The organism is Fodinicurvata fenggangensis DSM 21160 (assembly GCF_000686045.1).
Classification (GTDB): domain Bacteria; phylum Pseudomonadota; class Alphaproteobacteria; order Kiloniellales; family DSM-21159; genus Fodinicurvata; species Fodinicurvata fenggangensis.
The window spans coordinates 63,457-89,830 of sequence record NZ_JMLV01000001.1; the positions used below are offsets into that span (position 1 = coordinate 63,457).

Here is a 26,374-nt window from a genome sequence, read left to right on the forward strand (position 1 = left end):
CTCATGGCCAATGTTGTGGTTGTCGGCTCCCAGTGGGGAGACGAAGGCAAGGGCAAGATTGTCGACTGGCTGAGTGAACGTGCGGATGTGGTCGTGCGTTTTCAGGGTGGGCACAATGCAGGCCATACGCTGGTCATTGACGATGTGACCTACAAACTGTCCCTCCTGCCGTCCGGTGTGGTGCGCTCGGACAAGCTGTCCATCATTGGCAATGGCGTCGTGGTGGATCCCTGGGCCTTGATGGAAGAGATCGAGCGCCTGCAGGGCCAGGGCGTGCAGATTTCGCCGGACAACCTGCGCATTGCCGACAACGCTGCACTCATCCTGCCCCTGCATGGACGCGTCGATCGCGCCCGCGAAACGGCACGGGGCGGCAAGGCCATCGGGACGACCGGCCGCGGGATCGGACCTGCTTACGAGGACAAGGTCGGACGCCGTGCCGTGCGTCTGTGCGACCTGTCGGATCCGGACCTGATCGCAGAGCGCGTGGACGCCCTGCTGGTCCATCACAATGCCCTGCTGCGTGGTCTGGGTGAGGCTGAGATGGAGCGCGACTCCCTGATCGCCGACCTGCAGGACATTGCTCCAAAGCTCCTGCCCTTTGCCTCGCGTGTCTGGGCGACGCTCGACACCGCGCGTCGTCAGGGACGGCGTATCCTTTTCGAGGGGGCGCAGGGGGCCATGCTCGACGTGGATCATGGCACCTATCCCTATGTGACCTCCTCCAACACGGTTGGTGGCCAGGCGGCAGCCGGTTCGGGGACAGGGCCGCATGCCATCGACATGGTGCTGGGTATCACCAAGGCCTACACCACGCGTGTGGGGGCGGGGCCTTTCCCGACGGAACTGGATGACGATGTCGGCCGTCAACTGGGTGAGAAGGGTCGCGAGTTTGGCACGGTAACCGGCCGCCAGCGGCGCTGTGGCTGGTTTGATGCCGTTCTGGTGCGCCAGACGATCAAGACCGGTGGGATCGATGGCATCGCCTTGACCAAGCTGGATGTCCTGGATGGAATGGATGAGTTGAAAGTCTGCGTTGGTTACGAAATCGACGGGCGCCGCTATGACCATCTGCCGTCCCAGTCGCGCCTGCAGGACCGGGCCCAGCCGATCTACGAGACCTTTGAAGGCTGGCAGCAGAGCACTCAGGGGGCGCGGTCCTGGGTTGAACTGCCGGCGACCGCGGTGAAGTACATTCGCCGGATCGAGGAATTGATCGAGGCACCCGTTACGCTGCTGTCCACCAGTCCGTCACGCGACGACACCATCGTGATGCGGGATCCCTACGCAGGCTGATGCCTGCTGCTTCCTCAGAAGCACAGCCACGTTAACACTTAATTATCTCTATTGCGGTAGTACGGGGAAGGTTACGCACAAAACCTTTTCTGTTCCGGAATAGTGGCTGTATCGGCAATGAGTGAGGCAACCGCCCAGAAGCGCAGCGAGCACTCTTCGTCCCAGTCGGCGGGCGGAGTTCGGCTTGAGCCGGTCGCGCTTGGCAAGAATTGGGAGATCGACCCACGTCGGCCCTTGCCACACCTCAATCAGCCCCATGCACGCGCCTTTGCAGCCAAGGACAAGCGTTTCCTCAGTGCCGGCAAAGGGGACAGCTATTATGCGCTGGTTTGCGAGGAACTCCTGTCGCCACGCCTGGATGCCATGCGTCATCTGAAGGGCGAGGACCTGGATTACCTGATGCAGCCTGTGTCCTTCGGCTTTGCCGACTGGGGCATGCAGGAGGGGATGCGCCGGCCGGCCATCATTTTCGAGGAACCTATCGGCGAGAGAGTTCAGTCCTCCCCCGATGCAGCTTTCAGCGCCATCAACGAGGATTCCCTGGCGCGCAAGGTTGTGCAGCCCCTGGTGCCCTTGCTGGAGAACATGGCGGAACGCGGAGTGACCCATCGGGCCATTCGGGCCACCAACCTCTTTTGGCGCGATGTCGCGCAGAACAGTGTCATGTTGGGGGAATGCGTGACGGCACCGGCAGGTTTGGACCAGCCGGATGTCTACGAGCCCATTGAAGGGGGGCTGTCACGGCCTTCGGGGCGAGGGCCCGGTTCGATCGCCGATGACCTCTATGCTTTTGGGATCATGCTGGTCTTCCTGCTGAACGGGAAGAATCCGGTTGAGGGAATGAGCCGTCATGCGCTGGTTCAATCGAAGATTTCTCAGGGAACCTATGCCACGGTGGTGCGCAATCTGCGTGCATCGCTGCCGATCATGGAAATACTGCGCGGGTTGCTCTGCGATGATCCGCGTGAACGCTGGACCCTTGAAAACCTCTCGATCTGGGCAAACGGGCGGCACCTCAGCCCCAAGCAGCCCAGCCTGCCGCAGAGAGGGGCCCGGCCCTTTACCTACCGTGAAGCGAAATACTGGAACCTGCGTTCCCTGAGCGCTGCGATTGGGAGTGACTGGAAAACAGCCCAAAGCGAAGTCGATGCACATGAGATCGCGGTATGGATTCGCCGTAGCTTGGGCGATGAGACCCTTTCGGACAGAGTCTTGGAAAGCACAGGGCAGGTCCGGAAAAGCAGTTTTTCCGGCAGTTCGGAATCCCTGTCGGACAAGGCGCTTAGCCGGCTTCTGATGGTCATGGACCCGTTGGCCCCGATCCGCTATCGCGAACTTTCAGTGGAACCTGACGGCCTGACCCAGGCCCTGGCCGTGGAATTCGAGACCCCGGGGTTCCAGGAACTGATCAGCGAAGTCATCGCGCGTCGCTTGCCGCAAACCTGGCTGGAGGCACAACCGCACCCCTCGGCCGAACACGGCGTGATGCAGCGCACCTTCGAGGATCTCTACAATTACATCTCGCGACCCTTGCCGGGATACGGGATCGAACGTTGTCTCTATCAGTTCAACCCGGGCTGGCCTTGTTTGAGTCCCTTGGTACGTGAGGCCTATGTAACGGATGTGAAGCGGTTGCTGCAGGCACTTGAGGCGCGCGCGTCGGGCAGCAGGGATGTGGAGCCTCTGGACCGGCACATTGCCGCCTTCGCCTGTTCCCAATTGGGAGACATCCCGGATCGCACCATAATGGCCTTGGGTGAAACTGGTACAGAAGCCGATCGGATCAGCGGCATCGTCCTGTTCCTGGCCGAGGTGGCTCACAGGACAGAGCAGCACCATCTGCCCAAGCTTGCGGTCTGGCTGTCCGAGTATCTCAAGCCCTTCGTGGAGTCCTTTCACAGCCGGCAGCTCCGCGAGGAACTGCAGCGCTCCATAGATTCGGCCGTGAAAGCAGGCAGCCTTCCAGACCTTGCACGGGCCGTTGGGGACAGGGAACGCCGCGAACGGGACGAGCGGGGGTTCGATCTTGCGCGCCGCGAGTACCAGGCCCTGGAACGCGAATGCCAGGGGCTCGAGGAAGGAAAGTTAACTGATGGTGTGTTTGTATCCGCACGGGCCCGCTCTGCCTCGGCCGTGGCCGCTGCTCTGGCCTCCGGTGTCGGCCTGCTGTTCATGACCTTGCTGTATGTAACCTGAAAGTACGAGGACGATGGCAGCACGCACAAACAAGGCTACGGGAAACACCATCCAGGGCATGGAAGGCCAGGGACGGAAAGGCAAGGGAATAAGCTGGATGCGGCTATCGGCCGGTGTCCTGTTGGGTATTCCTGCGATCGTGATCCTGTTCCCGACGTTCATCCTGATTTGCGTGACCATGCTGCCCAGCCTGGTGGCTTTAATCGCTGACAGGCAGCCGGACCGACATACGGCGTTGACGGTTTCGCTCCTGAACTTCTGCGGCGCCTTGCCTTCGTTGGTAAAGCTCTGGGCAATGGGGCAGAGTCTTTCTGCTGCGATGGTGCTGATTGGCGATCTGATGGTCTGGTTGACAGCTTATGGAGCAGCAGCGACCGGGTGGCTGATCCTGATGCTGGCTATGCCGGTCTGCCATACCTATTACACCATGCTCACCCAGTCGCGCTTGAAGCAGTTTCGCCAGCGACAGGAAAAGCTGGTTCATGAATGGGGTGAGGATGTCAGCGGATTGACCGTTACTGACGATGACCCGGACAGGAAAACGGCGGAGCCAGGCTGAGCCGGCTCCGCCGTACCTCCAGTTCCATTTGTCAGAACGAGTCTGTCAGTTGGCTGCCAGTTTTTCGTCCAGGGCCGCGTTCTTGATGGCCTTTTGCAGCTTCTCGAAGGCACGCACCTCGATCTGGCGTACGCGTTCACGGCTGATGCCGTACTCCTGACTCAACTCTTCCAGCGTGGTCGGCTCTTCCTTCAGGCGGCGTTCCTGAAGGATGTGCTTCTCCCGCTCGTTCAGGTTCTCCATGGCACCGGAAAGAAGTTGCCGACGCTTGTTCATCTCCTGCTGGTCGCCAAGCAGGGTTTCCTGGTCTTCGGTTTCGTCGGTCAGCCAGTCCTGCCATTCACCTTCACCGTCGATCCGCAGGGGTGCGTTCAGGGAATGATCCGGGCTGGCCAGCCTGCGGTTCATGTTGATGACGTCCTGTTCGGGCACGCTGAGCTGTTCCGAGATGTGCGAGACCTGGTCGGGGTTCATGTCCCCGTCCTCGATGGCCTGCATCTGTCCCTTCAGCTTGCGCAGGTTGAAGAACAGCTTCTTCTGCGCTGCTGTCGTGCCCATCTTGACCAGGGACCAGGAATGCAGGATGTATTCCTGGATGGCCGCGCGGATCCACCACATGGCATAGGTGGCCAGACGGAAACCACGTTCGGGATCGAAGCGCTTGACCGCCTGCATCATGCCGACGTTGCCTTCCGAGATCAGTTCCGAGATGGGCAGGCCGTAACCGCGATAGCCCATGGCGATCTTGGCGACCAGGCGCAAATGGCTGGTCACCAGTTTGTGGGCAGCCTCGGTATCTTCACGATCCTGCCAGCGCTTGGCCAGCATGTACTCCTCATCCGCGTCCAGCATGGGAAACTTGCGGATTTCCTGCAGGTAGCGGGTCAGGTTGCTGTCGCTTGTCAGTGCGGGCAATTTCGAAGCAGAAGGTAAACCGGTCATATTCACGACTCCTTTACGGCCCGGTTGTTTCCTGACCGGGCCGATTGAAACCATACCAATATGGTCATGATTATTTTATAAGCATTCCAGAAGTTTGATCAAGTTTTTTAGGTCGCAAGGCAGATCTGTCGTAAAATCAAGCCATTCTCCAGTACTCGGATGTTCGAAACCCAGCGTTCGGGCGTGCAGGGCCTGGCGCGGGAAGGCACTCAAAGTGGCGGACACCTGTTCGGGCAATTGTTTCAAGAGCGCCGGACGGCGGCGGCCATAGAGAGGGTCCCCGACAAGGGGATGCCCCGCCTGCGCCATGTGCACGCGGATCTGGTGCGTCCGCCCGCTTTCAAGGCGGCATGACAGTTGGCTGACGGCCTCTGCGCCGTAGCTGTGGAGGGTGCGGTAATGGGTGCGCGCCGGCTTCCCGCCTGTGCGCAGGACAGCCATTTTCTTGCGGTTGGTCGGGCTTCGGCCGATATTGCCTTCAATCTCTCCCTCCCGCGGGCTCGGTGAGCCCCACACCAAGGCCATGTATTCACGCGAGACACGCCTTTCCGCAAACTGGCTGACCAGACTGTTGTATGCCGCCTCGCTCTTTGCTGCGACAAGGACGCCGCTGGTGTCCTTGTCCAGGCGATGAACGATGCCGCAACGCTCCTCCCCGCCAACGGACCTGAGGCTGTCGCCACAATGAGCCAGCAAGGCATTGACCAGAGTTCCGTCTGGCGTGCCGGCCGCCGGGTGGACAACCAGGCCGGATGGCTTGTTGAGGACAAGCAGATCGGCGTCCTCGAATAGGATATCCAGCCCCAGGGGCTGGGCTTCCAGTATCTGTTTGCGAGTCTCGGGGATATCTATGGCGAAATTTTGGCCAGGTTTGACCCGCAATGAGGGGTCGACTATCGTCTGTCCGTCATGCTTCAGAGCGCCCTGGGCAATCAGGGTCTTGATCCGGCTGCGCGAGAGGTCAGGCAGCTTGGTCGCCAGCATACGGTCGAGGCGCATGTCGGAGTCTTCAGGGGTCACAGCGATTTCGTGACGGCCAGATTCCGTTTCACAGGCATTCGGCTTTTCAGTGTCGTCGGACATGCTTGACTGGCCGTGTGTGCAGCGCGCGTATGAAGAGGTGATGCGCCCGCGTGGCCGGGGGCGCTTACCGGCTCAATTATTTCGGAGAACAGGGATTCATGCACGCATTAAAGGCATTGGTGATTGGAATGGGGCTTCTGATCATCGTCGGTATGGGGTTGGTTGTCTGGGGCTTTGCACGCCAGGCGACCCAGATGACCGAGAAGAGCGAAGAGACCGGCCCTTCCGAAAGCAGCTATTTCGAAACCCGTGTCAATCTGCCTGACGGCTGTGAAGTGGAGAACCTCAAGAGCGACGGGCAGGGCGGACTGTTGCTCCTGCTCAAAGGACAAGCCCAGGCACGCGCAGAGTGCGATCAGATCATCCTGCTGGATGCCGGAAACGGTGAAGTGCGCGGCCGCATAGAGCTGCAAGGCAACTAGCGAAAATTCTTGCCGCCGGGCACGTGAAAGCGGTTGCCGAGCCCCGGCGAATTCTGTATATCCTCGCCTCCCGGCCCGGACACTGCGTCCCCTTCGTCTAGAGGCCTAGGACACCGCCCTCTCACGGCGGCAACAGGGGTTCGAATCCCCTAGGGGACGCCAATCTTCCTATAAGGCGTTGAGTAAACTGGAAGCGCCTGTCTTGTTCCCGAAGACTACGGACCCCGAATGGTCAGCGTCGCAAGTATCGTGTTCTGCTCGTAACTGAATGACGCCGGGATGTTGGAGTCCTTATCGAGATAGCTGTAGCGTAGGCCGACAGTCGCCCAGTCCGTCGCCCGATACCGAACGCCGGCACTGGCGTGCCAGGTTTTATCTTCACGCTCGAAGTCGAAGTTCGTCCGCACGCTGGGATTGTCGTAATTGTAGGTGCGATAGCCGCCTCCAGCGAACAAGGTCAGCTTGTCGGACGGCCTGATACGGCCATCCAGACCAACGCCCCAACCATGGTTCTCCGCAGACGCACCTTCGGTCTGTTCCCGGGACAGGGAAACATAGGGCGACAACCGTGCGCCCTCAGCCAACTCGTCAAACCACAAGGTTTGCGAGAGAACGCCCCGGTGTAAGAGACCGTCGCGGTCTTCTTCAGCCGATGTCTCGAACATGAAGTCCCGATGCGATAGCGTGTAGCTTATCGAAGTCTCGCTCCAATCCGTCTGTTGCCAGTGGAGCCCGACTTCTCCGCGCGTGGTGAAGACGTAGCTGTCGCCGTCGATATTGCCGTATTCGGCCCCGATACCAGCTGAGATTTGCCACGATTCGTCGAGATCATGTTCGACCCTAAGGCCCAGATCGGTGAACACCTCGTTGAACTCTTCACGGTCGGCATGAAGCCGACCATCAACGTTGCCGTATGCTACGACACGGGTTGCCTGATTGCCGAACAACACGCCCCAGCCGCTGAGAGCCGGCTTGAATTGGTAGTCGGCCCTGTTCGGCGCCGAACCCGGCGCGCTGTCCGAGCGCAAAGCAACGTTGTCGTTGTAGCCAGCGTTCAGGGAGGCGCTGTAACCCCAGGAGCCCGTCCCTCTCGAAGGATAGGGCCGCGCGATCCGGTCGTAGCTGTCCAGAAGCTCGCGGTCCCTTGCGAGAGAGCGCCCACGGGCGATTTCCTCCTCGGCCTCCTCCTGGCGATCCGCCAGTTTTAGCGCGCCAGCGCGCACCGCACTTATGCGGGCTTCGAGTTCCGGCGCCAGCTTTTCCGCTTCATCCAGCAAGGGCAGCGCCTCATCCAGCCTCTCCAGACGGATCAGCGCGGTCGCCTGCCCGAGCCGGTTACGGCCGGTATCGGGTCCTTGCCGCAGCTGATCGAGTGCCGCGCCAGGCTTGTTGACGCCCAGCAGCGCATCTCCGAGCGCCTGACGGACCACAGGCTTGTCGCGACCGTGTTCGATCGCGAGCCGCAAGGCGCCGACCGCTTGTCCGTAATCCTCGACACTCAGCTGCGCCGCCCCCAGCAGTTGCCACAGGCGCCCGTCGTTAGGATTGGCTGCGGTAAGCTGGTCCAATTCATCGATCGCGGCCTGCGGATCACGGCCCAGCAATGTCGCCAGTTCGCCATACGCGGGCGTTCGCGCTTGTTGTAGCCGGCCGTCGCGGGCCGGGTCGGCCGACGCCAACTGAATCCCGGGCGTAGTCTGCGCACGTTGATCGTTCCGTCGAGCGTCCTGGTCGGTTGGCACGGCATCAGCCGCAAGCTGAGCCGGCTGTACTGTCGCCAGATAGAGTTGACGCAATTCGACCCGGATCGCCGAAACGTTGGGGCCCGAGCCGGGCGGCCCGCGCTCCTCCCATCGATCGCCGCGTTCCTCCCATCGGTCCATGGCCGGGAAACGGCCGAACTGATCTGCCCGGTTCTGATTGAAGGTCAGATGCCCCAGGTTCGAACTCTCGAGCAAGGCCCGTGTGGCCGGACGTTGATCCGACAATTCGGGCAGTTCCTGACCCTGTGCAGGGGGCGCAACGAGGGTTAGGAAACCGGCCGCGGCCGCGGCGATACAATGGGGCCTGTCAAGTGTTGGCCTCGAGCCGGAAAACAAATCAAAACCACGGGGTTCCCGAGGGCCCACTTGTTTCGCTGCACTCGCCAAAAGCACCTCCCATCCGTGTCGTCTGTCACACGTGGACTTTGATGGTTGGCCGCGACCTCGCTTTAGAGTGCCCTACACAGCCCATCCTGGGTCAGAGGGCTTGATGGCTCAGTGGTCGCTATAGATAGTCGTATAATTGCGCACTACATTTGGTTGGCAGACCGACTTGATTCAGCTGTCAGGGGGAACCGGATCAATGGTTCCGGGGTTCCAGAACGACGGCGGCAACGGCATGGCCCAGTTCTGCATGGAGCCGGGCCGAACTGGCATCGTCGTCTTGTCCAGTGGGTTTAGGACCTCCCATGGTAGGTTCATATCAACCTTACCATCCCCCGGATTGGCCGGCATCGTGGTGTCTGAGTTGCTGGCAGCGCGCTCGATATCTTCATCGGTGTCATTGAAACGGTTAACGAGTTCCTTTTCCTCCTCCGTCATCGGCGGACCACCGCGCTGACCGGGCGCTGGCAAGGTATCTCCATTATCCTTGTCGGCCTTGTCTTCGCCTTCCTCGCTATCGTTGCTATTATCGGAGTTTGACGATGACTCTGATTCGGACTCTGAATCTGATTCGTTACTGTCCTCCTGATCTGACTCTGAATTGCTTTCGTTTCTCGCCTCTTGATCCGACTCTGAATCGTCGTCGTTACTGTTCTCTCCAACGGCTTCGTCTGCCCCAAACTCCATGGTCTCTTCGTCTTCGTCGCTACCGCCCGTTTGATCTGATCCGGAACCGGAATTTTCCGACCATGTAATCTTTAATTCACCGGACGCATCGATATGCCAGTCGCCGTCGGATCCCGTAACGGTATCGACATCGTCTTTTTCGACTGTTTGGACGACATGCCCCTCATGCCCCTCGTCGTCGTATATAATAATGTGATCGCCCATTTCGCGTGCTGGAATACCATCGCTTCCGTCGCCCTGCATGCGGCCGGATTCGGACGCCGACGGGGCCCTCACACCGGCTAGACTGCCGAAGATTCCGCCGTAGCCGGCCCCCATGGGGTTTCCGCCTTCAGTCATCGGCCCTGACGGGAGAACCTGATTGGCAAGCCGTCCTACAACCTCGGCCCCGTAAATGTCGGGCCCAACACCGGGATAGGTGCCCCAGCCAAGTTCGATTCCGTCGGTGGCACCCGTTGCGCCTGTCTCTTCAATATCCGAGTCGTTATCCGGGATCGGCTTGGCCTTGGGCACCGCCACGTCGAATGCGGCCTCGCCTTCACCCCCGGCGGATTTATCATCCTGGTTATTCTTGTCTTCGTCGTTGCTTGAAGAGCTGTCGTCACTCGCTGCATCACGAGCGGCCTCCGAGCCGTCTTCGCCGCTCAGATAGGCTTTGGTGACCGCGTCCTTGATTTCGTCACGAGCACGTTCCTCCTGGCGTTCCTGGATCGAGCCGCCTTCGCGGCTCTCTTGGTCGGCCCGGTTCTGCTGGCGGGTGTCGCTTTCCTGGCGTTCATCCAATCCTTCCTTGGCGTCAGGAGCGATTTCGGAAGCGGCATCCGCCGCCAATTCGTCAGCGAGACTCTCTTCAACCGTATCGCCATCCTCTGCTGTGGCCGGCACTGTCCCGGCGCCCATCAAGGCGACGACTGACGCGATCGTGATCGCGCTTCGCAGGGCACGTTGCGGCCGCGTGAACGCCGAACTCGCACGCAGGATTTCACTTGGGGGTGGTACCATAACGCATCGGCCACCGCCGTGCTGCGCCAGATCAGCCTTTGGATGGCCCGTCGTCCGCGTCATCGCAATCCTCCCATCCGGCTCCTGTGCCGTTGATGGTGATCAGGCGATATTAAAATCTATAAAAAATTTAGAAAATTATGCTTACGAAACAGTGTGCTGTCAAATGCACTGTAATACAGTGTATATAAGAGATAGCATGACATTCCTCGCTTGAACGCAACAATCACAATCTGATTTCCCAGTGAAACAGCTGCCCGCCAAATGTTATGAGCGCTAGCGAAGCACGGTGCGCTCGGAGCCTCACAGGGGGCTGGCCGGAAATGCTCGTAGGTGTATCAAGACGTTGCGAAGCCCGCTCACCTGGAACGAGCTGCGGAAGAGGAGAATGAAAACACCGGAGCCCCGGAACTTCGCGGATGACCGGTTTGGGCCCAATCTTCGCTGCCGATGATTCTTGTCGCACCGCACTCGAAGCAATACCAGGAGCCGTCAGGGTCAAGGTCGGTGGGTCTTTGTTCGTCAAGGAGGCAGCAGAGCCTCTAGAGCGCAGAAAACTTTCGATTCTCGGGCTACAGGGCGTTTCTCCTAAGAGGCGTTGATTCTGCGAAGCCATTGATTGTTTTAATCTCTTGAAGCGTACAGCAATAGCTTGGCGCCAGGGGCCGTGGCATACTTGTAACCAAGGTTGTGGAAAGGACTGTGCCTCTGCACAGTCGTCGTCCTGCCACAGAAGCCGAGTTGACGGGAAATGAAGAGATGACGACAAGCACCGACAAGCGAGACAGCAGCAAGATTGCCTATCAGCGGCCCCAGCCCACCTCGATGCTGCCGGACATCTTCGTGCAGGGGGCACTCGAGTTGGATGGCAACGACGAGGCCTGGGTTCCGCAGGCCGATGGCGTCTGGTTCCGTCCTCTCGTCCTGTCGGTGAGCCAAGGCTATTATGTGAACCTGCTGCGTGTGCGCCAGTCCGGCATCCTGTCCCGTCATCGACACACGGGACCGGTGCACGCTTTCACCTTGCGGGGTGAGTGGCACTATCTGGAGCACGATTGGGTTGCCCGTGAGGGGGATTACGCATTCGAGCCTCCGGGAGAGACGCATACGCTTGTCGTTCCCGAGGGGGTCGATGAAATGGTGACGCTGTTTCATGTAACGGGCGGCTATACTTACGTCGATCCGGACGGCAACGCGCTCGACTACGAGGACGTCTTCACCAAGCTGGACAATGCGATTCGGCACTATGAAGCCATCGGCTTGGGGCGCGCGTACGCCGACAGCCTCATTCGCTAGGCGCGACCGTGTAGTGTTCGCTCTGCTGAGTGGCGGGGCCGCAGAAGGCGCATGTTCCACCAGACGATCAGCGGTGTGATCAGGGCTGTTGGGCCCAACCAGCCGACCAGGTCGGGCAGGAAGGTCAGGTTGACCACCACCGCCGCGGTGATTGTCGCAATCGTTCCACCCAGCATACGGGTCAGATGATGCGCGATGCGCTGCTTGCCGGTCACAGGTTCCTTGCGCCATTGGCGCAGGTCCGTGATGGCCATGCTCAATCCGATGGCGCCGAACACCAACAGGATGATCGCGCGGTCGCTTCCCCCCGGTTCGGACATGCCCATGAGGCCCCAACCTGTCATCGCCAGGGCTGTTACGGTCATGAGTAGCGCCGCGCCAACATCGATTGGCCGGGTTCTTCCGTCACGCTGTTTGGCTGTCCGCCAACCGGTAAACACGAAATAGAAGCTGAATATCCCGATCCCCAACAGGAAGGCATTGGGGTGGATGAAGACCAATGCGAGGGCCGTCAGTGATACGACCAGCATCGCCAGCACATAGATTGTTCCGGCCCGGCGGTGCAGGCGCGCACCCTTGCTTGCCGCGACGGCCACGCCGGCTGCGCCAAGAGCCAGGAACCCCGAGAGGATATGAGGTACAAGCAGCAACTCGATCATCTCATCTTGTCCTTTGATGAAACAGCTGTGGTCATTGGCGCGCATGGGCAGCGGCCGTACTGTGCGCCAGGGAATGCCGGGGATTGAGGGTTTGGCTCAAGCAAAGCTGCGGGAAAGTCTTGTGAAATTCGTGAACGGCATCTCAGGTTCATTCGCGAAGCGTGAAGGGAAGGGGGGCTGGCCGATGCGTCTGGGGCCGCCGGTTGCCGTCGGGCTTCTGTTGGGGCTGCTGGGGCCATTTGGCACCTACGACGCTATCGCCGTCCTGCCTCGATTGGTTTATTGGCTTTCGGTCGTCTCGCTGAACTGGCTGCTGTGCGACCTGGCGATCCGGCAAATCGATACGCGACTTTCCGAAAGCCTGCCCGGGCGTCATCTGCTTGTTCCTCTGGGGGGCAGTTTCCTGGTTTCCCTGCCAGCGACCGCTGTCGTTCACATGGCAAGTTCCATTGCCGGCGTGGCTCGGGACAGCAATCTCCTGGAGCTCTACGGAAAGGTGCTTCTGCTGTGTGCCGTGATTTCAGTGGTGGGCTATCGAGCAAGCCGGCGCGAAAGTGACGATAAGGCTGGCTTGGCGCCTGTGGCAGGCCAGCGAATCGGTGACAGGGAGGCTCCGCTGTTTTTCGCTCGCTTGAGCAAGCCGTTACGAGGGAAGCTGCTGTGCCTGGAGATGCAGGATCACTATCTGGCTGTGCATAGCAGTGAAGGCAGCGAATTGATCCTTTGCCGCATGGAGGATGCGGCACGTGAGCTGGACGGACTGGGCCAGCGTGTCCATCGCTCCTGGTGGGTTGCCAGGGATGCGCTCTCTGGCGTTGAGCGCAGTGGCCAACAGCAGTTGCTCAGGCTGACGGATGGTCGCCTTGTTCCTGTGGGCCGGACCTATCGCACAAGGCTGAGGGAATGCGGCTTCCTGTAGTTCTTCCCGAAAGGCCCAATGACAGCTGATACAGGGTGGGAAAAGGCCTTTCCGAGCGAAGCCGCAGGGTTGTTCCTCATTTTTTGAAGGAAGGCTCTGGTTTGAGTGCCTTGCTGTGGCTAGACTGGAAATCAGGTCACTGACGGCTATTTCATCAACCTGTGCAGGTCGATCGCGTAGCGGCCCGCAGACGGTAAATCCTTCTCCGGACAAGAAAACAGGGAGCATCCGGATGACTTTCAAGAACTTCAAGACAGCCCTTTTCGCCGCGGCCCTGAGTGCAGGGGTCGCAACCTCCGCCGCTGCCCAGGACAGTGTCACGGTGGCGTCCAAGATCGATACGGAAGGCGAACTCCTGGGCAACGTGATCCGGGTTCTCCTGGAAGATGCGGGCATCGAGGTCGAAAACCGTATCCAGTTGGGGCCAACGAATGTGGTGCGCGAAGCCATTACCGCCGGCGAAATCGATATCTATCCCGAGTACACCGGTAATGGCGCCTTTTTCTTCGGCATGGAAGACAGCGATGTCTGGAACAACGCGGATGAGGCCTATGAAACGGTAAGCGAGCTGGACCTGGAGGAAAACGGGATCGTCTGGCTTCAGCCGGCCCCGGCCAACAACACCTGGGCCATCGCCGTACGCCGTGATGTGGCCGAGGCAGAAGGCCTGGCAACAATGGAGGATTTCGGGCGCTGGGTGTCCGAAGGCGGTGAGGTGAAGTTGGCGGCCTCGGCCGAGTTCGTGACCACGCCGAATGCGCTGCCGGCTTTCCAGGAAACCTATGGTTTTGAACTCGATGGGGACCAGCTCCTGGAGCTGTCCGGTGGAAATACGGCGACCACGATTCGTGCCGCCGCCGAAGGCATGAATGATGCAAATGCGGCCATGGCCTATGGCACAGACGGCGCCCTGTCTGCAGTTGGCCTTGTGGTGATGGAGGACACGAAGGGGGTGCAGTTCGTGTACGAGCCGGCCCCGATCGTCCGCCAGGAAGTCCTGGATGCACATCCGGAAATAGCGGACCTTCTCAACCCCGTGTTCGAAAGCCTCACCCTTGAAACCCTGCAGGGTCTGAACTCCCAGATTGCCGTTGATGGCCTGGATGCGCAGCAGGTGGCACAGGACTATCTCGAGGAGAACGATTTCCTGGATTGATGGGCGATATGTCCGGAACAGGGCTCCGGCGTTGAGTGCCCCGAAGGACCCGTGCACCGAAGCCCTGTTCCCTAGCGTTCCATGAAGCCGAACCGCGTCATCGTAACCCTGTTGGTCCTTGCGCTGGCTGCAACGCTGTTGCTGCCTTTTGCCAACCTGGCGGAAAACCGCTTGGTGAGCGGGACCCCCTATCGTTTCTGGTCGGCCCTGACGACCGGCCAGCTGGTGGCGGCACTGGCGCTGACGGTGAGTCTGACCGGAATGGCGGTCAGTTGGTACAAACGGCCGGTTCTCAACGGCAATGCCACGCTGGTCTGTTGCCTCTGCCTCCTGCTGCTGGTCATTTATGCGGCCGGGGATTTTGCCACACGCAGCCTTGAGGATGCAGGGCCGGCAGCACGAGTGTCACTCAGTAGCGCCTTCTGGGCCCAGATCTTCTGCCTCAGCCTGATGATGATCGATGTGCTGCAGCGCATGACGCGGTCCATCTTCATGCAGGTCTTCTTTGCGCTTTTTGCCTTCGCGGCCGTGATGCTCTTGTTTTTCAGCGGCGCGCTGGACCAGCTGTCGATCATGCGGGAATACGCCAATCGGCAAGAGGCCTTTGCCGGGGCGCTGGTCCAGCACATGATGCTGGTGATTTCGGCGCTGGGGCCAGCTCTTGTTATCGGTGTGCCATTGGGCTTGCTGGCCTTGCGCAGGCTGCGTCTGCGCAGTGGTCTTTTCAGCACGCTGAATGTTTTCCAGACCGTGCCCAGCATTGCCCTGTTCGGTTTGCTGGTGGCACCGCTTTCAGCGCTTGGCGAGGCTGTTCCGCTGTTCCGGGACCTGGGCATTCGGGGTATCGGGTCCACGCCGGCCATTATCGCCCTGGTGCTCTATGCCCTGTTGCCCATAGCACGAAATACCTATGCGGGCTTCGCCCAGGTGCCGACGGCCGCCATAGAGGCGGCGCAGGGTATGGGAATGACGCCGCAGCAAATTCTGTGGCGTATCGAGGTGCCCCTGGCGCTTCCCGTCCTGTTGTCTGGCCTCAGGATCGTTGTGGTCCAGTCGATAGGGCTTGCCGTGGTGGCCGCGCTGATCGGAGCGGGTGGCCTGGGCACCTTCGTTTTCAATGGGCTGGGGCAGTATGCAATAGATCTCGTACTGCTGGGCGCAATACCCACTATAATACTGGCTGTCCTTGCGGATTGCCTGCTTCAGCTTCTTGTTTCGCTCAGTCGACGGAAAGGTGTCACATGATCGAGCTCGACCAGGTTACCAAGACCTATGATGGAAAGAATGTCGTCGATTCCGTCACGCTTTCTGTCGACAAGGGCGACTTCTGTGTCCTGATCGGACCATCGGGCAGTGGCAAGTCGACGACGCTGAAGATGATCAATCGCCTGATCCCGCTCTCCGGGGGGACGATCCGTATCGAAGGCCAGGACATAGCTTCTGTCCGGGCCGAGGAATTGCGCCGGCGTATCGGCTATGCGATCCAGTCCATCGGCCTGTTCCCGCACTGGACTGTCGAGCAGAACATCGCCGTGGTGCCTCGCCTGCTGAAATGGTCCCCAAAGCGGGTGCGCGAGCGGGTCGAGTCGCTGCTGGCGTTGTTCCACCTGGAACCCGGTCAGTTTCGGGACAAGTACCCACATCAGCTGTCCGGAGGACAGGCGCAGCGCGTCGGTGTCGCGCGGGCCCTGGCCGCGGATCCGGAAGTGTTGCTGATGGACGAACCTTTCGGGGCACTGGACCCGATAACGCGCGATTCCCTGCAGGAAGAAATGCGGCGCGTGCACGAGGAAACCGGAAAGACCATCGTGTTCGTGACTCATGACATGGACGAAGCCCTCAAGTTGGCCTCGCGCATTGCCATCATGGATGAAGGCCGCCTGGTACAGGTCGGCTCCCCAAGAGAAATTCTTAACAGTCCGGCAAACGACTTCGTGCTCGATTTCGTGGGTCAGTCCGACCTGGGCCTGAAGATGCTGGCTTGCGAGTCGGTGGAAACGCGCCTGGAACCGGCAGCCTCGATTTCACGCAGTGCGCCGATAGAGAATATCCGCAGCCAGTTCGGGCAGGCCGACCATGTGTGGCTGCTTTCGCCCGAAGGGCAGGTGGAGGGCCTGCTGACGGAAGCGCCTGGAGGGCAGGATGACCTTGATCGTAGCCTTAGACCTCTGGGCCAGGAAAGCCATGCCACGCCAGAGATGAGCCTGAAGGAGGCCCTGTCGCACATGGTCTGGCGCAAGACAGGCTGGTTGCCCGTGGTGGATGGAGACGGCCGCCTGACGGGTGAGGTCGGATTGAGCAAGGTCATGGAGCGGCCGTGATCGGAAGTCGCAGCCTTTCAGCCAGCCTGCCGCGAACAGGTGCGCTGCCCTGGTTGGCAGCGCTGTTCGTTGCGCTGACGCTTTTCATGGGCCAGTCCGCCCCTTTGTTCGAATGGCTACTGCCGGGTTTGGACAATCCGGTCTATGACCGACACAGCTTCCCGGACTTGGTGCTCGATCATGTTGTGCTTGTTGCCGCATCCAGCTTGATCTCGGTATTCATCGGCGTCAGTGCCGGCATCTTTGCGACACGTTCGGTCGGCCAGGAATTCAAGCCCGTGATTTCGGCTGTCAGTGCCATCGGGCAAACCTTTCCCCCAGCGGCTGTTCTGGCTGTGGTGGCGCCTCTGGCCGGTTTCGGGTTCAAGCCGGCACTCGTGGCCCTGGCTCTCTATGGCTTGCTGCCCATTGTGCAGAACACCATGGCGGGCCTGGAGACAGTGCCCTCTGCCACACTGGAAGCGGCCAGGGGCATGGGCTTGTCGAAGCGCGAAATCCTGACACGCGTCGAGCTGCCGCTTGCCATGCGGGTGATCACCGCCGGAATCCGGGTCTCGGTCATCGTCAATATCGGCACGGCCACCATTGCATCCACGGTTGGGGCCCGTAGCCTGGGAACACCAATCATCTCCGGTCTTGTCAGCCAGAATGTCGCCTATGTCCTGCAGGGGGCCATTCTGGTTGCGCTACTGGCGATCGTGACCGACCTGTTCTTCGAGAGGCTGGAGCGCTTCTTTTCCGTAGACCGGAATTGAGACGCCGCTACTTCAACTCCACCCAGGCGCTGATGCCCGAGTCCTCGGCGTGCCAGCGTGCTCGTGGCCCTGCCTGAGAGGGAAGGTCCAATTCCAGCCAGTTCCGTTCCGCCAGATAGCGCCGGCCGAAGCCCGGGATGGCCTGCATGTGGGTTCGTATCCCCCGCGTGGACGGCTTGCAGATACGGCTGAGCAGAGAGAGTGCTTTGGCGAAGGCCTGTGGCGGCGGCGGGTGCACGATACCGGACGAGATCAGCTGGTGGATCAGTTGCTGCCCATTGCTGGCCCGTCCGAAGGCGCCAAGGTGGATTTCCCCCGAGGTCACCAGGATGCGCGCGTCATTGCGTTTCGCATAGAGGAAAAGCTGGCTCATCATGCGCGTCCATTCCCTTCGGTGGGCGAAGGATTGCCACTGGTCGCGCAGGTCGTCCTGGTAGTCCTGTTGCTGTGGTATCCAGACCATCAGGCGCTCGAGGGCGCTCAGGTCAAGGTTGATGAGCGGAACACTGGAGAGCAAGACAAGGTTGCGGCAGCCGTCGAGATGATCCAGGGCCGCTTCGAACCCCTGCCAGGCGGCCGGTGACATGACCTGCTGTTTTGTGCGTGCGCTGCGCAAATCAGGCGCCAGGAAGCCTGTGTCCCCAACCCGGTAGACCCATCCGAAATGGGACAGGCTTCGGCTGAAGAAGCCATTGTTCGGGCTATCGGACTCGCCTTCGGGAGGCAACCCGAGCTGGAAGACGCGGAAAGCACGGCGCGCACCTTCGAAGACGCTCTTGTAGGGTTCGCTGGCCTGCCATTCCGGGGGGTGCGAGCCCCAGCCATCAAAGATGTCGTGGTCGTCCCACATCATCAGCGAGGGGATGCTGGCCAGCAAGGGGGTCAGCTCCTTCTGGGACCAGAGCCGGAGATAGCGGTCGAAATAGTAGTCCTGGATGGCGGAAACGGTTTCCTGCGTGACCTGAGGCCCCAGGGTGTCCGGCTTCTGATTCTTAATGCGCCTGGAAAGTTCCGGCACCTTGTTCCAGACAGGATCTGCATAGAGTTGGTCGCCACCCTGCAGCAGAAGATGAAAGGATGTGACGCGATGGGCATCCTGCAATCGGTCCCAAAGATGGTTGCGGCCCGCCACTGGGTGATCCAGGTCGCCGGCTTCCGATCCGTTGCAGGCGGTGAACGCGATGTGCAGGCCCCTGTCTCGGCCCGGTACGGCCACGATCCAGGATGCATTTCCTATTCGATAGGCTGCATCGTGATCGGCAACAGCACGCGGGAATGCCAGGTCATAGGCCCAGATGGTGACCCCGAGTCGGGACTCCAGCCGCAACGCCTGAGCTTCCTGCAGATCGGTTCCCGCCGCAGGTGGGTCGACACCCTCCTCCAGCCCGATCAGTGCCCTGACATGCCATTCGGCATTGTCTGCACCCCGGAAATAGAGAACGGGTCCCAGGCGTCTTTCAGTCGGCATGGCGGTCACGGTCCGATGTCATGATGCATTCCGTAACGCCTGATCCGGAACGCCTGATCCGGGCTCAGGGGAAGAGATATAGCCCAAAGGGATTCGATCCTGTTGATCCAGGGTGGTGTCATGCTGCCAAGCTTTCCTGACATACAGAAGTTCCAAATCAAACGACAGACTGTTTGTCCAGTCATGGGATAAGCGCGAAAACGATGGTCAGGCCAAGTGCGAGCAGAAGCATGAGGGCGATGACGGTCCGCTTGCGTATGCGCCATTTCTTCAGAAGCTCTTCGACCCTTTCGCCAAAAAGAAAAACAAGAAGGGCCAGGCCGAAGTAGCGTATGCCCCGTGAGATACCTGCGGCGAGGAGGAACAGTGGCAGGGAGTAGCCGCTGGCTCCCGCCGTCAACATGGCAATCTGGAAAGGCACGGGCGTGATTCCAACCAGCAGGACCGCCAGGAAGCCGTTCTGGCGGATTTCGCGTTCAAAATCCTGGGCCAGCTGCTGCCAGCCGAACTGCTCGATCATCCAGGTGCCCAGGGTGTTATAGGCCACCATGCCGGCCAGATAGCCGCAGAACGCCCCCAACAGACATCCCAGGGTCACCAGTGTGGCAATCCACCAGAGGCGGTGTCGGTTGGCGAGCAGATAGGGGATCAGGACCAGTTCCAGCGGTACGGCCAGGACCGTACTTTCCAGAAAGGAAAGCCCCCCCATGGCAAGAGGCGAATGGCGTGACTTGAGAACGCGATCCAGCCAGGACTGGACATTGTCTCGTTCTTGGTGGGCAGAGGGTGTCATTCAGCTGGAGGCATTCAGTCCACCCTTGACCTGGCCTATGCGGGTTCCAAGGTCATCGGCTTCCTGTTTCGAGAAGACCTTGCGCGCAAGGGGGAAGATATCCTCTTCCTCCTCTTCAAGATGGTGCAGGATATCGTGTTCCAGTTCGGCGAAGCGCTTCCACCAGTTATCACTGCCTGGGCGCATGTCCTCCATCTGCTCCAGGACTTTCTTGTGTTCGCCATGTTCCTGCAGGGCGTGCATACCTTCATGCCGGACTTTCTCGTCATCCAGAAGCGCGTGAAAGAAGGTTCGCTCCTCAGCTTCATGGTGATGCAGCAGCAGGGCCTTGAGTTCCTCGAAGACCTTGTCCTGGTTTGCACGGTCATCCTCCTCCAGGCCCCTTAGCCGGTGTATCAGGCGCCGGATTTCCTGGTGGTCCTGTTCAATGGCTTCGAAGATATCCAAGGCTCTCTCCTGTGATGATTGTTATTGATCTTGTGGCGTGTCGCTCGGAAGGGTGGCTGTGCATCATCAAATAGGCAATCTGCCGGGCAGGACAAGCTTGCCGTTCGAAGAGAGCGCTGTCCTCACTGCCTGTGTCAGCAAAGCTTTTGAAATGATCAGCTTTTGCCGGCTAGAATGGGCGCAAAGGAGGACTCCATGACAGGCGACAACCATTCACACGACCATCCGCATAGTCTTCTGCCATCCGATCCTGAACTGCGCGTGAAGACACTGGAATCCCTCCTGGTCGAGAAGGGACTGGTCGATCCGGCCGCGCTGGAGACCTATATCCAGGTCTATAGCGAGGAGGTCGGACCCATGAACGGGGCACGCGTGGTGGCGCGCGCCTGGAGCGACCCGGAGTATCGCCAGCGCCTGCTCGCCGACGGCACGGCCGCCATTGGGGAACTGGGCTACAGCGGTCGCCAGGGTGAGCATCTCAAGGTCGTGGAGAACACACCCGAAGTCCATAACGTGGTCGTTTGTACGCTCTGTTCCTGCTACCCATGGGCCGTCCTGGGTTTGCCGCCTGCCTGGTACAAGTCCTCGGCTTATCGGGCGCGGGTGGTGCGTGAACCGCGTGCAGTCCTCAGGGAATTCGGGCTGGAGCTTTCCGATGACATCGAGGTGCGCGTCTGGGACAGCACCTCGGAGATGCGCTACCTGGTGCTGCCCGAGCGTCCGGAGGGCAGTGACGGCCTGACGGAAGAAGGGCTGGCCCAACTGGTGACGCGTGATTCCATGATCGGTGTCTCCAGAGCGGTAGAACCGGGGAGGGCAGGCCAATGAACGGTGTCCACGACATGGGCGGGATGCATGGCTTCGGCCCCATCCCCATTGAGGAGAACGAGCCGGTCTTCCATGAAGATTGGGAGGCCAGGGCCCTGGCCATGACCCTGGCACTGGCCGGATGGCGGCGCTGGAATCTGGACCGCTCGCGTTATGCGCGGGAGGCATTGCCGCCGGAATCCTATCTTTCCATGTCCTACTACGAGCGCTGGATTGCTGCGTTGGTTGATCTGACTGTGGAAAACGGCCTCTTGTCCCGAGAAGAGCTCCGACAGGGACGGCCGAGTCCAGATGCAGAGCCATCCAAACCGCCCGTCACGGCTGACCGGGTCCGGGAAATCCTGGCCCGGGGCGGACCTACCGCGCGTGAGGCTCCGTCCACTCCGCGTTTCTCGGTGGGCGATTCGGTGCGTACCCGGAACATTCACCCTGCCGGTCACACCCGCCTGCCACGCTATGCCCGCGACAAGTGGGGTGAAGTGGTCCTGTATCACGGGGCTCATGTCTTCGCAGACGCCCACGCGATGGGGGAGGGCGAACAGCCACAGCATCTCTACACAGTTCGCTTTTCGGCCCGCGATCTGTGGGGAGATCAGGCCTCGCCAAGGGATTCCGTTCATATCGACCTTTGGGAGCCTCACCTCAATGCGCGATAGAGAACCTCCATATCAGCAGGGGCAGGGGGAGGCTCCGGCCTTTGATTATCCCTGGCAGGCTCAGGTTTTTGCTTTGGCGGTCAGTCTTCAGGAGGCGGGGCGGTTTTCTCGGGCTGAGTGGAGCGATGCTCTTGGGCGTGCCATAGCCAAGGACGAGGCCAGCAATGGCCCGGATACAACAGGGGCACGCTATTATGACTGCTGGCTTGCGGCCCTGGAAGAACTGCTTCAGGCGAAGGGTCTGGCGGAAGCCGACTCGCTTCGGCAGCGCCGCCGCGCGTGGGAGGAAGCCTATCTGAGCACGCCGCATGGTCAGCCTGTCGAACTGCCTCACTCAACAAAATAACACTGTTATAGTGTATTAATAATGAATTGATTTACTCCTTTCAAGGTCATCTTTTGAAAGGATAATACCCTGCCTTTGCGTGATCTGCATGACAGAGAACTGCATATACTGCGTCTTATATACGTGAAATATCTTGATCACCATAATTAACTGCGCAATTATGGTATTAATCTAATATTTCACAGTTTTATAAGAGCATTTGCGATGAGCAACATCACTCTGGACACCAAGCGAAGCTTTGCGGCGCCGTTGCGTGCCGCGGACCTGCGCATCGTCACCTCGGGGCTGGCCCTGCTGCTTCTGGGGGCGATCTTTCTCAACGAAGTGATCGATGGACGTCAGGCCTGGCTGTTCATTGTCGGGGGAGCCCTGGGCCTGGTGCTGTATCATGCTCTCTTCGGATTCACTTCGGCCTTCCGGGTTTTCTTCTCGGATCGCCGTGGGGCGGGCCTGCGGGCACAGATGATCATGCTGGCGCTGGCCTGTGCCCTGTTCTTTCCCGCGCTGGCTTCCGGTGAACTTTTCGGTCGCGAGGTGTCGGGCTTCGTGGCCCCGGTCGGGGTTTCCGTCGTGATCGGGGCCTTTCTCTTCGGGCTGGGCATGCAGCTTGGCGGTGGCTGCGCTTCCGGGACGCTCTTCACAGTTGGTGGAGGCAGCACCCGCATGGTCATAACCCTGTTCGGCTTCATCGCCGGCTCCGTCCTGGGCGCCTATCATCTGCCATGGTGGCAGGAACAACCTGCCTTCCAGCCGGTTTCGCTGGTCGGCAGTTTCGGCTGGTTTCCGGCCCTGCTCGGCAACCTGGCGGTCTTTGCGGCCGTTTATCTGGGCACGATTTGGCTCGAAAAGCGGCGCCACGGCAAATTGCTTGAAGGTGCAGAGGCCCAGACGCAGGGCTGGCAGCGATTCCTGCGTGGGCCCTGGCCGCTTGTCTGGGGTGCCGTTGCCCTGGCAATCCTGAATTTCATGACTCTGGCGCTGGCCGGACGGCCCTGGGGCATCACCTCTGCCTTTGCGCTCTGGGGCAGCAAGACCTTGGGTGCGAGCGGTGTGGACGTGGCTGCCTGGGGGTACTGGTCGAGGCCTGGCAGGGCCGCCGCACTGGATCAGTCGGTCTTTGCCGACATCACCAGCGTGATGAACTTCGGTGTCATCATTGGCGCATTCCTGGCCGCAGGCCTGGCGGGCAAGTTCGCGCCAGTCTGGAATCTGCCGGCGCGGTCCGTGGTGGCGGCCATTATCGGCGGCCTGCTTCTGGGCTACGGTGCCCGCCTGGCGTTTGGCTGCAACATCGGCGCCTATTTCAGTGGCATTGCCTCGGGCAGCCTGCACGGCTGGGTCTGGATCGTGGCAGCACTGGCGGGCAATTGGCTCGGAACACGGCTGCGTCCCTGGTTTGGCCTGGCGGTTGAACGGACGCCCCAGAAGAGCGCCTGCTGACCTTCCATGCCGCCGGAGAGCCGTGGGCCACCCGTGACCCGGCGCGGATTTTGCGTACTCTGTAGGCTATGAGTTTTCTCTACTTTGCCTATGGCTCCAACATGCTGACCGCGCGCCTTCAGGCGCGTTGCCCCTCGGCACAACCTGTTGGGCGCGCGGAGGTGCAGGGTTGGAGTGTGGATTTCGTGAAGCCGGCCCTGGATGGATCGGGAAAGGCAGGCCTCGTCCCGCAGAAGCAGGCGAATGCGCAGGGTGTCCTGTTTCGTCTGGAGGAAGGCGACCTGCCCGCACTCGATCGTGCGGAGGCAGCTGGCAAGGGCTATGACCGGGACAATGCCTTTGAGGTGTTGTCCTTCGCTGATGACAGGGTGCAGTCGGTCGTTACCTACCTGCCGATTCAGGTTCTTGATGGATTACAGCCCTATGACTGGTACCACCGGCTTTGCAGGGAAGGGGCGCGTCAGCACGACCTGGCCTCAAGTGCCCTGGGATGGTTGAAGAGGGCTAAGGTCACCGTCGACCCCCTGCTAGACCGCCCAGCCCGATTGCAGGCGCTCGAGGCCTTGCGGCGATCGGGACTTGAGGCCTGACCGGTTGCCAGCTTCTGGTTGGTGCCTGCCATTGTCTTTTATCGCTTGGTCTACAGTTCCTCTTATGATGAGAAGAGGAAATCCTGTATGGCAAATCATCTGACGTCCTTTCCCGATGGTGGCCTGGCCCTGGTGGTCGGGGCTTCAGGGGGAATTGGCAAAGCCTTGGCTTCGGGTCTTCGGGCCTCAGGGCGACTGGAAGGCGTTCTGGAGGCATCGCGCAGCGGTCCACTGGCGGTGGATATCGTGGATGAAGCCTCTGTTCGCGTCTTGGCAGAGCAGGTGTTGGACAGTGCCTTGCCACTACGCCTTGTCATCGATGCCACGGGATTCCTGCACAGCGAAACCTATCGTCCGGAGCGCAGTTGGCGTCACATCGATCCGGAACATCTCCAGTATTCCTTTCAGGTCAATGCATTGGGGCCAATGCTCCTCATGAAACATCTGCTTCCGCTGATGCCGCTGGGGGGCAAGGCTGTCTTCGCGACACTCTCTGCGCGGGTCGGCAGTATCGGGGACAATGGATATGGCGGCTGGTATGCCTATCGTGCTTCGAAGGCGGCGCTTAACCAGCTTGTCCGAACGACCGCGATCGAATTGTCACGCAAGTGGCCTGAGGGGATTTGTGTTGCCTTGCATCCGGGCACTGTCGATACGCCTTTGACGAAGCCATTCTCGAAACAAGGCCTCAATGTCCGTTCACCCGAAGAGGCTGCGGCCGACCTGCTGCAGGTGATCGACGGGCTGACGGTGGCGGAGACTGGCGGTTTCCTGGATTATCGCGGAACCAGGGTTCCCTGGTAGGCCCTAGTCATAGGCGGGGGTGGCAAAGTTTGGATCATCATGCAGGGCCCAGTAGGCATTCATCAGGTTCTGCGTGATCCGTCCAGGGACCTGTTGGCCAACCGGTCTGGTATCGACTGTTCCAATGGGCATGATTCCGCCGGCCGTGCTGCTGATGAAGGCCTCATCCGCCTGACGGAGCCTGTCGGTCGGCAGGGCGGTTTCGGAGATCTCCAGGCCGCTTTCTGCGGCCAGTTCAAGGACGGTACGGCGCGTGATGCCTTCCAGCATACCGCTGGCCGGCGTCGTCAGGCGGTTGCCATGCACGGCAAAGATATTGAATCCCGGACCTTCGATGACGTTCCCGGATCCGTCGACCAGAACGGCGGTTTCCGCGCCTCTGTCATAGGCATCGAAAAGGCCGCGGACGAAATCAAGCCAATGGTAATTCTTGATGACCGGATTGACGGCTTTGGGGCTGATTCGTTCGGTCTCGCTGATGGACAGGTGCAGTCCACGGGACCGCTGTTCTTCATTGGCCAGCCAGATGAAGGGCACCGCAAAGGCATAGAACCGATTGCGACAGGTTCTCAGGTCCCGCGATCCAGGGGCGGGTTGCCCGCGCGTGCAGATCATCTCAACATAGGCATCCTTCAGACCGCTGCGCTGCACGCATTCCTTCAGGATGTCACCAATCTGCTCCCGGCTGTAGGGGCAGTTCAGACGCAGGCCCTTCATGCTTTCCTGGAACCGTGTCAGGTGCTCTTCCAGCCGGAAGAAGTGGCCGTTCCAGAGATGCACGACGTCATAGGTGGCATCGGAATGCAGGAAACCCCAGTCCTCGATCGGGATGGCGGCCTCTGCGATCGGCAGGTAGCGCCCTTCAATGAAGGCGGTCCCGGCATGAGTCTTAGCTTGGTTCTGAGGCAACGACACAGCTCCTGTCAGACGGACAATCACTCTATTAGCAAAGAGTTAAGATGAAGATTCAAGCTTTGCTATGAAGTGATGCCATATAGATTGTTCCGTGGCGTGTCAGAGGTGGCTGTGACCTGCGCACAGAAGAACGAAGAGCACAGCCTCTCCGGTTAGACCGGAGAGGCTGCACGTGCTTGAGATCTGCCTTAATCGGCTTCTGTCATCCATCTCAGCACGGGAAGGGTCTGGTCAGTAAGGCGGTATCGGCTAGAGGCTCCAGCGCACTGTTGCGAGACACAGGGTTGAAACTAGACAGAGCATGCTCAGCAAGGCGGCGCCAATCAGGTTATTGCGCAAAAACGCGCCCAGGTGTTGATGGAGCGGGGGTGCAGCTAGGATCGCAAGCCCTGTCGCGATGGCCAGGGCCGGCCAATTGCTTGAAGTGACAATCAAGTAAACAACAAGAAAGAGTGTGACGAGGCCCGGCAAGGCCAGTCCCAGCACCGCCAGGTCGCCAACAGGCTTCATGAGTAAGGGCGGTCGGTTCATGCGGCGGCCTGAATAGGCAAGGTTCAATCCAAGCAGGGAGGCCAGCAGGATTGCGATCGCGGTGGAAATCCATGCCAGGATGTCGAGTTCATTCATAGTGCGGACTCGTTATGTTG

General features: G+C 60.1%; 26 protein-coding genes and 1 tRNA gene. 17 read left to right on the forward strand and 10 right to left on the reverse strand.

The annotated features are described in order from the left end of the window. The first annotated feature begins 3 nt into the window (after positions 1–3). The 3 genes from BP38_RS0100300 (at position 4) to BP38_RS0100310 (ending at position 4,051) form a co-directional block, all read left to right on the forward strand. Positions 4–1,296: an adenylosuccinate synthase gene (locus BP38_RS0100300; protein ID WP_026986076.1), complete on the forward strand. Its 1,293-nt coding sequence runs from the start codon at positions 4–6 to the stop codon at positions 1,294–1,296. A gap of 117 nt (positions 1,297–1,413) precedes the next feature. Continuing rightward, on the forward strand, positions 1,414–3,492 hold the full coding sequence (locus tag BP38_RS0100305) for a serine/threonine-protein kinase (RefSeq protein WP_026986077.1): 2,079 nt from the start codon (positions 1,414–1,416) through the stop codon (positions 3,490–3,492). A 13-nt stretch (positions 3,493–3,505) separates the two neighbouring features. Further along, entirely contained in the window at positions 3,506–4,051 is a 546-nt protein-coding gene (locus BP38_RS0100310) for a hypothetical protein (protein ID WP_026986078.1), read from the forward strand. A gap of 45 nt (positions 4,052–4,096) precedes the next feature. Here BP38_RS0100310 and rpoH read toward each other — a convergent pair whose 3' ends face one another. Together rpoH and BP38_RS18280 are read right to left on the reverse strand one after the other, a co-directional pair. After that, on the reverse strand, positions 4,097–4,993 hold the full coding sequence (gene rpoH, locus BP38_RS0100315) for an RNA polymerase sigma factor RpoH (protein WP_026986079.1): 897 nt from the start codon (positions 4,991–4,993) through the stop codon (positions 4,097–4,099). Positions 4,994–5,068: 75 nt separating this feature from the next. Beyond that, positions 5,069–6,076: an RluA family pseudouridine synthase gene (locus BP38_RS18280; protein ID WP_051608767.1), complete on the reverse strand. Its 1,008-nt coding sequence runs from the start codon at positions 6,074–6,076 to the stop codon at positions 5,069–5,071. Between the two features lie 98 nt (positions 6,077–6,174). On the opposite strand from BP38_RS18280, the gene BP38_RS0100325 reads away from it, so the two are divergent. After that, a complete protein-coding gene (locus BP38_RS0100325; protein WP_155992123.1) occupies positions 6,175–6,498 on the forward strand; it encodes a hypothetical protein in 324 nt (107 codons plus the stop codon). Between the two features lie 86 nt (positions 6,499–6,584). Next, positions 6,585–6,660, forward strand: a tRNA-Glu gene (locus tag BP38_RS0100330). A gap of 53 nt (positions 6,661–6,713) precedes the next feature. Here the strand turns inward: BP38_RS0100330 and BP38_RS0100335 are convergent. Both BP38_RS0100335 and BP38_RS0100340 read right to left on the reverse strand, forming a co-directional pair. Further along, positions 6,714–8,486, reverse strand: a complete 1,773-nt coding sequence (locus BP38_RS0100335) for an outer membrane beta-barrel protein (protein ID WP_026986081.1) — start codon at positions 8,484–8,486, stop codon at positions 6,714–6,716. Positions 8,487–8,819: 333 nt separating this feature from the next. Continuing rightward, complete coding sequence (locus BP38_RS0100340; protein ID WP_035723039.1) at positions 8,820–10,397, reverse strand: hypothetical protein; 1,578 nt, start codon at positions 10,395–10,397, stop codon at positions 8,820–8,822. 696 nt (positions 10,398–11,093) lie between these two features. Here BP38_RS0100340 and BP38_RS0100345 point away from each other — a divergent pair. After that, positions 11,094–11,630 (forward strand): 2,4'-dihydroxyacetophenone dioxygenase family protein, encoded by a 537-nt coding sequence (locus BP38_RS0100345; protein WP_026986083.1) that lies wholly within the window; start codon positions 11,094–11,096, stop codon positions 11,628–11,630. Here BP38_RS0100345 and BP38_RS18285 read toward each other — a convergent pair. Then, positions 11,627–12,289: a DUF2306 domain-containing protein gene (locus tag BP38_RS18285; RefSeq protein ID WP_081816355.1), complete on the reverse strand. Its 663-nt coding sequence runs from the start codon at positions 12,287–12,289 to the stop codon at positions 11,627–11,629. The two genes, BP38_RS0100345 and BP38_RS18285, sit on opposite strands and share 4 nt — an antisense overlap. 121 nt (positions 12,290–12,410) lie before the next feature. On the opposite strand from BP38_RS18285, the gene BP38_RS0100355 reads away from it, so the two are divergent. From BP38_RS0100355 to BP38_RS0100375, 5 genes are all read left to right on the forward strand, one after another. Beyond that, positions 12,411–13,208 carry a LytTR family DNA-binding domain-containing protein gene (locus BP38_RS0100355; RefSeq protein WP_162175093.1) on the forward strand — a complete coding sequence of 266 codons (798 nt, stop codon included), beginning with the start codon at positions 12,411–12,413 and terminating at the stop codon, positions 13,206–13,208. Between the two features lie 232 nt (positions 13,209–13,440). Next, positions 13,441–14,364, forward strand: coding sequence for a glycine betaine ABC transporter substrate-binding protein OsmF (gene osmF / locus BP38_RS0100360; protein WP_081816357.1), 924 nt, complete (start codon positions 13,441–13,443; stop codon positions 14,362–14,364). A gap of 81 nt (positions 14,365–14,445) precedes the next feature. Beyond that, a complete protein-coding gene (locus tag BP38_RS0100365) occupies positions 14,446–15,609 on the forward strand; it encodes an ABC transporter permease (RefSeq protein ID WP_026986086.1) in 1,164 nt (387 codons plus the stop codon). Next, positions 15,606–16,685, forward strand: coding sequence for an ABC transporter ATP-binding protein (locus BP38_RS0100370; RefSeq protein ID WP_026986087.1), 1,080 nt, complete (start codon positions 15,606–15,608; stop codon positions 16,683–16,685). Before BP38_RS0100365 ends, BP38_RS0100370 begins: the two co-directional genes overlap by 4 nt. Further along, positions 16,682–17,440, forward strand: coding sequence for an ABC transporter permease (locus BP38_RS0100375; RefSeq protein WP_245602278.1), 759 nt, complete (start codon positions 16,682–16,684; stop codon positions 17,438–17,440). The genes BP38_RS0100370 and BP38_RS0100375 overlap by 4 nt, the downstream gene beginning before the upstream one ends. Before the next feature lie 7 nt (positions 17,441–17,447). Here the strand turns inward: BP38_RS0100375 and BP38_RS18290 are convergent, their stop codons facing one another. From BP38_RS18290 to BP38_RS0100390, 3 genes are all read right to left on the reverse strand, one after another. Beyond that, entirely contained in the window at positions 17,448–18,908 is a 1,461-nt protein-coding gene (locus tag BP38_RS18290; protein WP_051608772.1) for an alkaline phosphatase D family protein, read from the reverse strand. Between the two features lie 181 nt (positions 18,909–19,089). Further along, on the reverse strand, positions 19,090–19,701 hold the full coding sequence (locus BP38_RS0100385) for a YqaA family protein (protein ID WP_035723044.1): 612 nt from the start codon (positions 19,699–19,701) through the stop codon (positions 19,090–19,092). Next, on the reverse strand, positions 19,702–20,148 hold the full coding sequence (locus BP38_RS0100390; protein ID WP_026986090.1) for a hemerythrin domain-containing protein: 447 nt from the start codon (positions 20,146–20,148) through the stop codon (positions 19,702–19,704). 195 nt (positions 20,149–20,343) lie between these two features. Between BP38_RS0100390 and nthA the strand changes: the two genes are divergently transcribed. The 6 genes from nthA (at position 20,344) to BP38_RS0100420 (ending at position 24,812) form a co-directional block, all read left to right on the forward strand. Then, positions 20,344–20,976: a nitrile hydratase subunit alpha gene (gene nthA, locus BP38_RS0100395; RefSeq protein WP_026986091.1), complete on the forward strand. Its 633-nt coding sequence runs from the start codon at positions 20,344–20,346 to the stop codon at positions 20,974–20,976. Continuing rightward, the gene (gene nthB, locus BP38_RS0100400; RefSeq protein WP_026986092.1) at positions 20,973–21,632 is read left to right on the forward strand and encodes a nitrile hydratase subunit beta; all 660 of its coding nucleotides are present in this window, start codon (positions 20,973–20,975) and stop codon (positions 21,630–21,632) included. Before nthA ends, nthB begins: the two co-directional genes overlap by 4 nt. After that, positions 21,622–21,978: a nitrile hydratase accessory protein gene (locus tag BP38_RS0100405; protein ID WP_051608773.1), complete on the forward strand. Its 357-nt coding sequence runs from the start codon at positions 21,622–21,624 to the stop codon at positions 21,976–21,978. Before nthB ends, BP38_RS0100405 begins: the two co-directional genes overlap by 11 nt. A gap of 204 nt (positions 21,979–22,182) precedes the next feature. Continuing rightward, a complete protein-coding gene (locus BP38_RS0100410) occupies positions 22,183–23,418 on the forward strand; it encodes a YeeE/YedE family protein (protein WP_026986094.1) in 1,236 nt (411 codons plus the stop codon). Positions 23,419–23,486: 68 nt separating this feature from the next. Beyond that, a complete protein-coding gene (locus BP38_RS0100415; protein ID WP_026986095.1) occupies positions 23,487–24,008 on the forward strand; it encodes a gamma-glutamylcyclotransferase family protein in 522 nt (173 codons plus the stop codon). Between the two features lie 87 nt (positions 24,009–24,095). Then, complete coding sequence (locus tag BP38_RS0100420) at positions 24,096–24,812, forward strand: SDR family NAD(P)-dependent oxidoreductase (RefSeq protein ID WP_026986096.1); 717 nt, start codon at positions 24,096–24,098, stop codon at positions 24,810–24,812. A 3-nt stretch (positions 24,813–24,815) separates the two neighbouring features. On the opposite strand, the gene BP38_RS0100425 is transcribed toward BP38_RS0100420, so the two are convergent. Together BP38_RS0100425 and BP38_RS0100430 are read right to left on the reverse strand one after the other, a co-directional pair. Further along, the gene (locus BP38_RS0100425; RefSeq protein WP_026986097.1) at positions 24,816–25,721 is read right to left on the reverse strand and encodes an aminotransferase class IV; all 906 of its coding nucleotides are present in this window, start codon (positions 25,719–25,721) and stop codon (positions 24,816–24,818) included. Between the two features lie 255 nt (positions 25,722–25,976). Next, a complete protein-coding gene (locus BP38_RS0100430) occupies positions 25,977–26,354 on the reverse strand; it encodes a hypothetical protein (RefSeq protein ID WP_026986098.1) in 378 nt (125 codons plus the stop codon). Between the last annotated feature and the right edge of the window lie 20 nt (positions 26,355–26,374).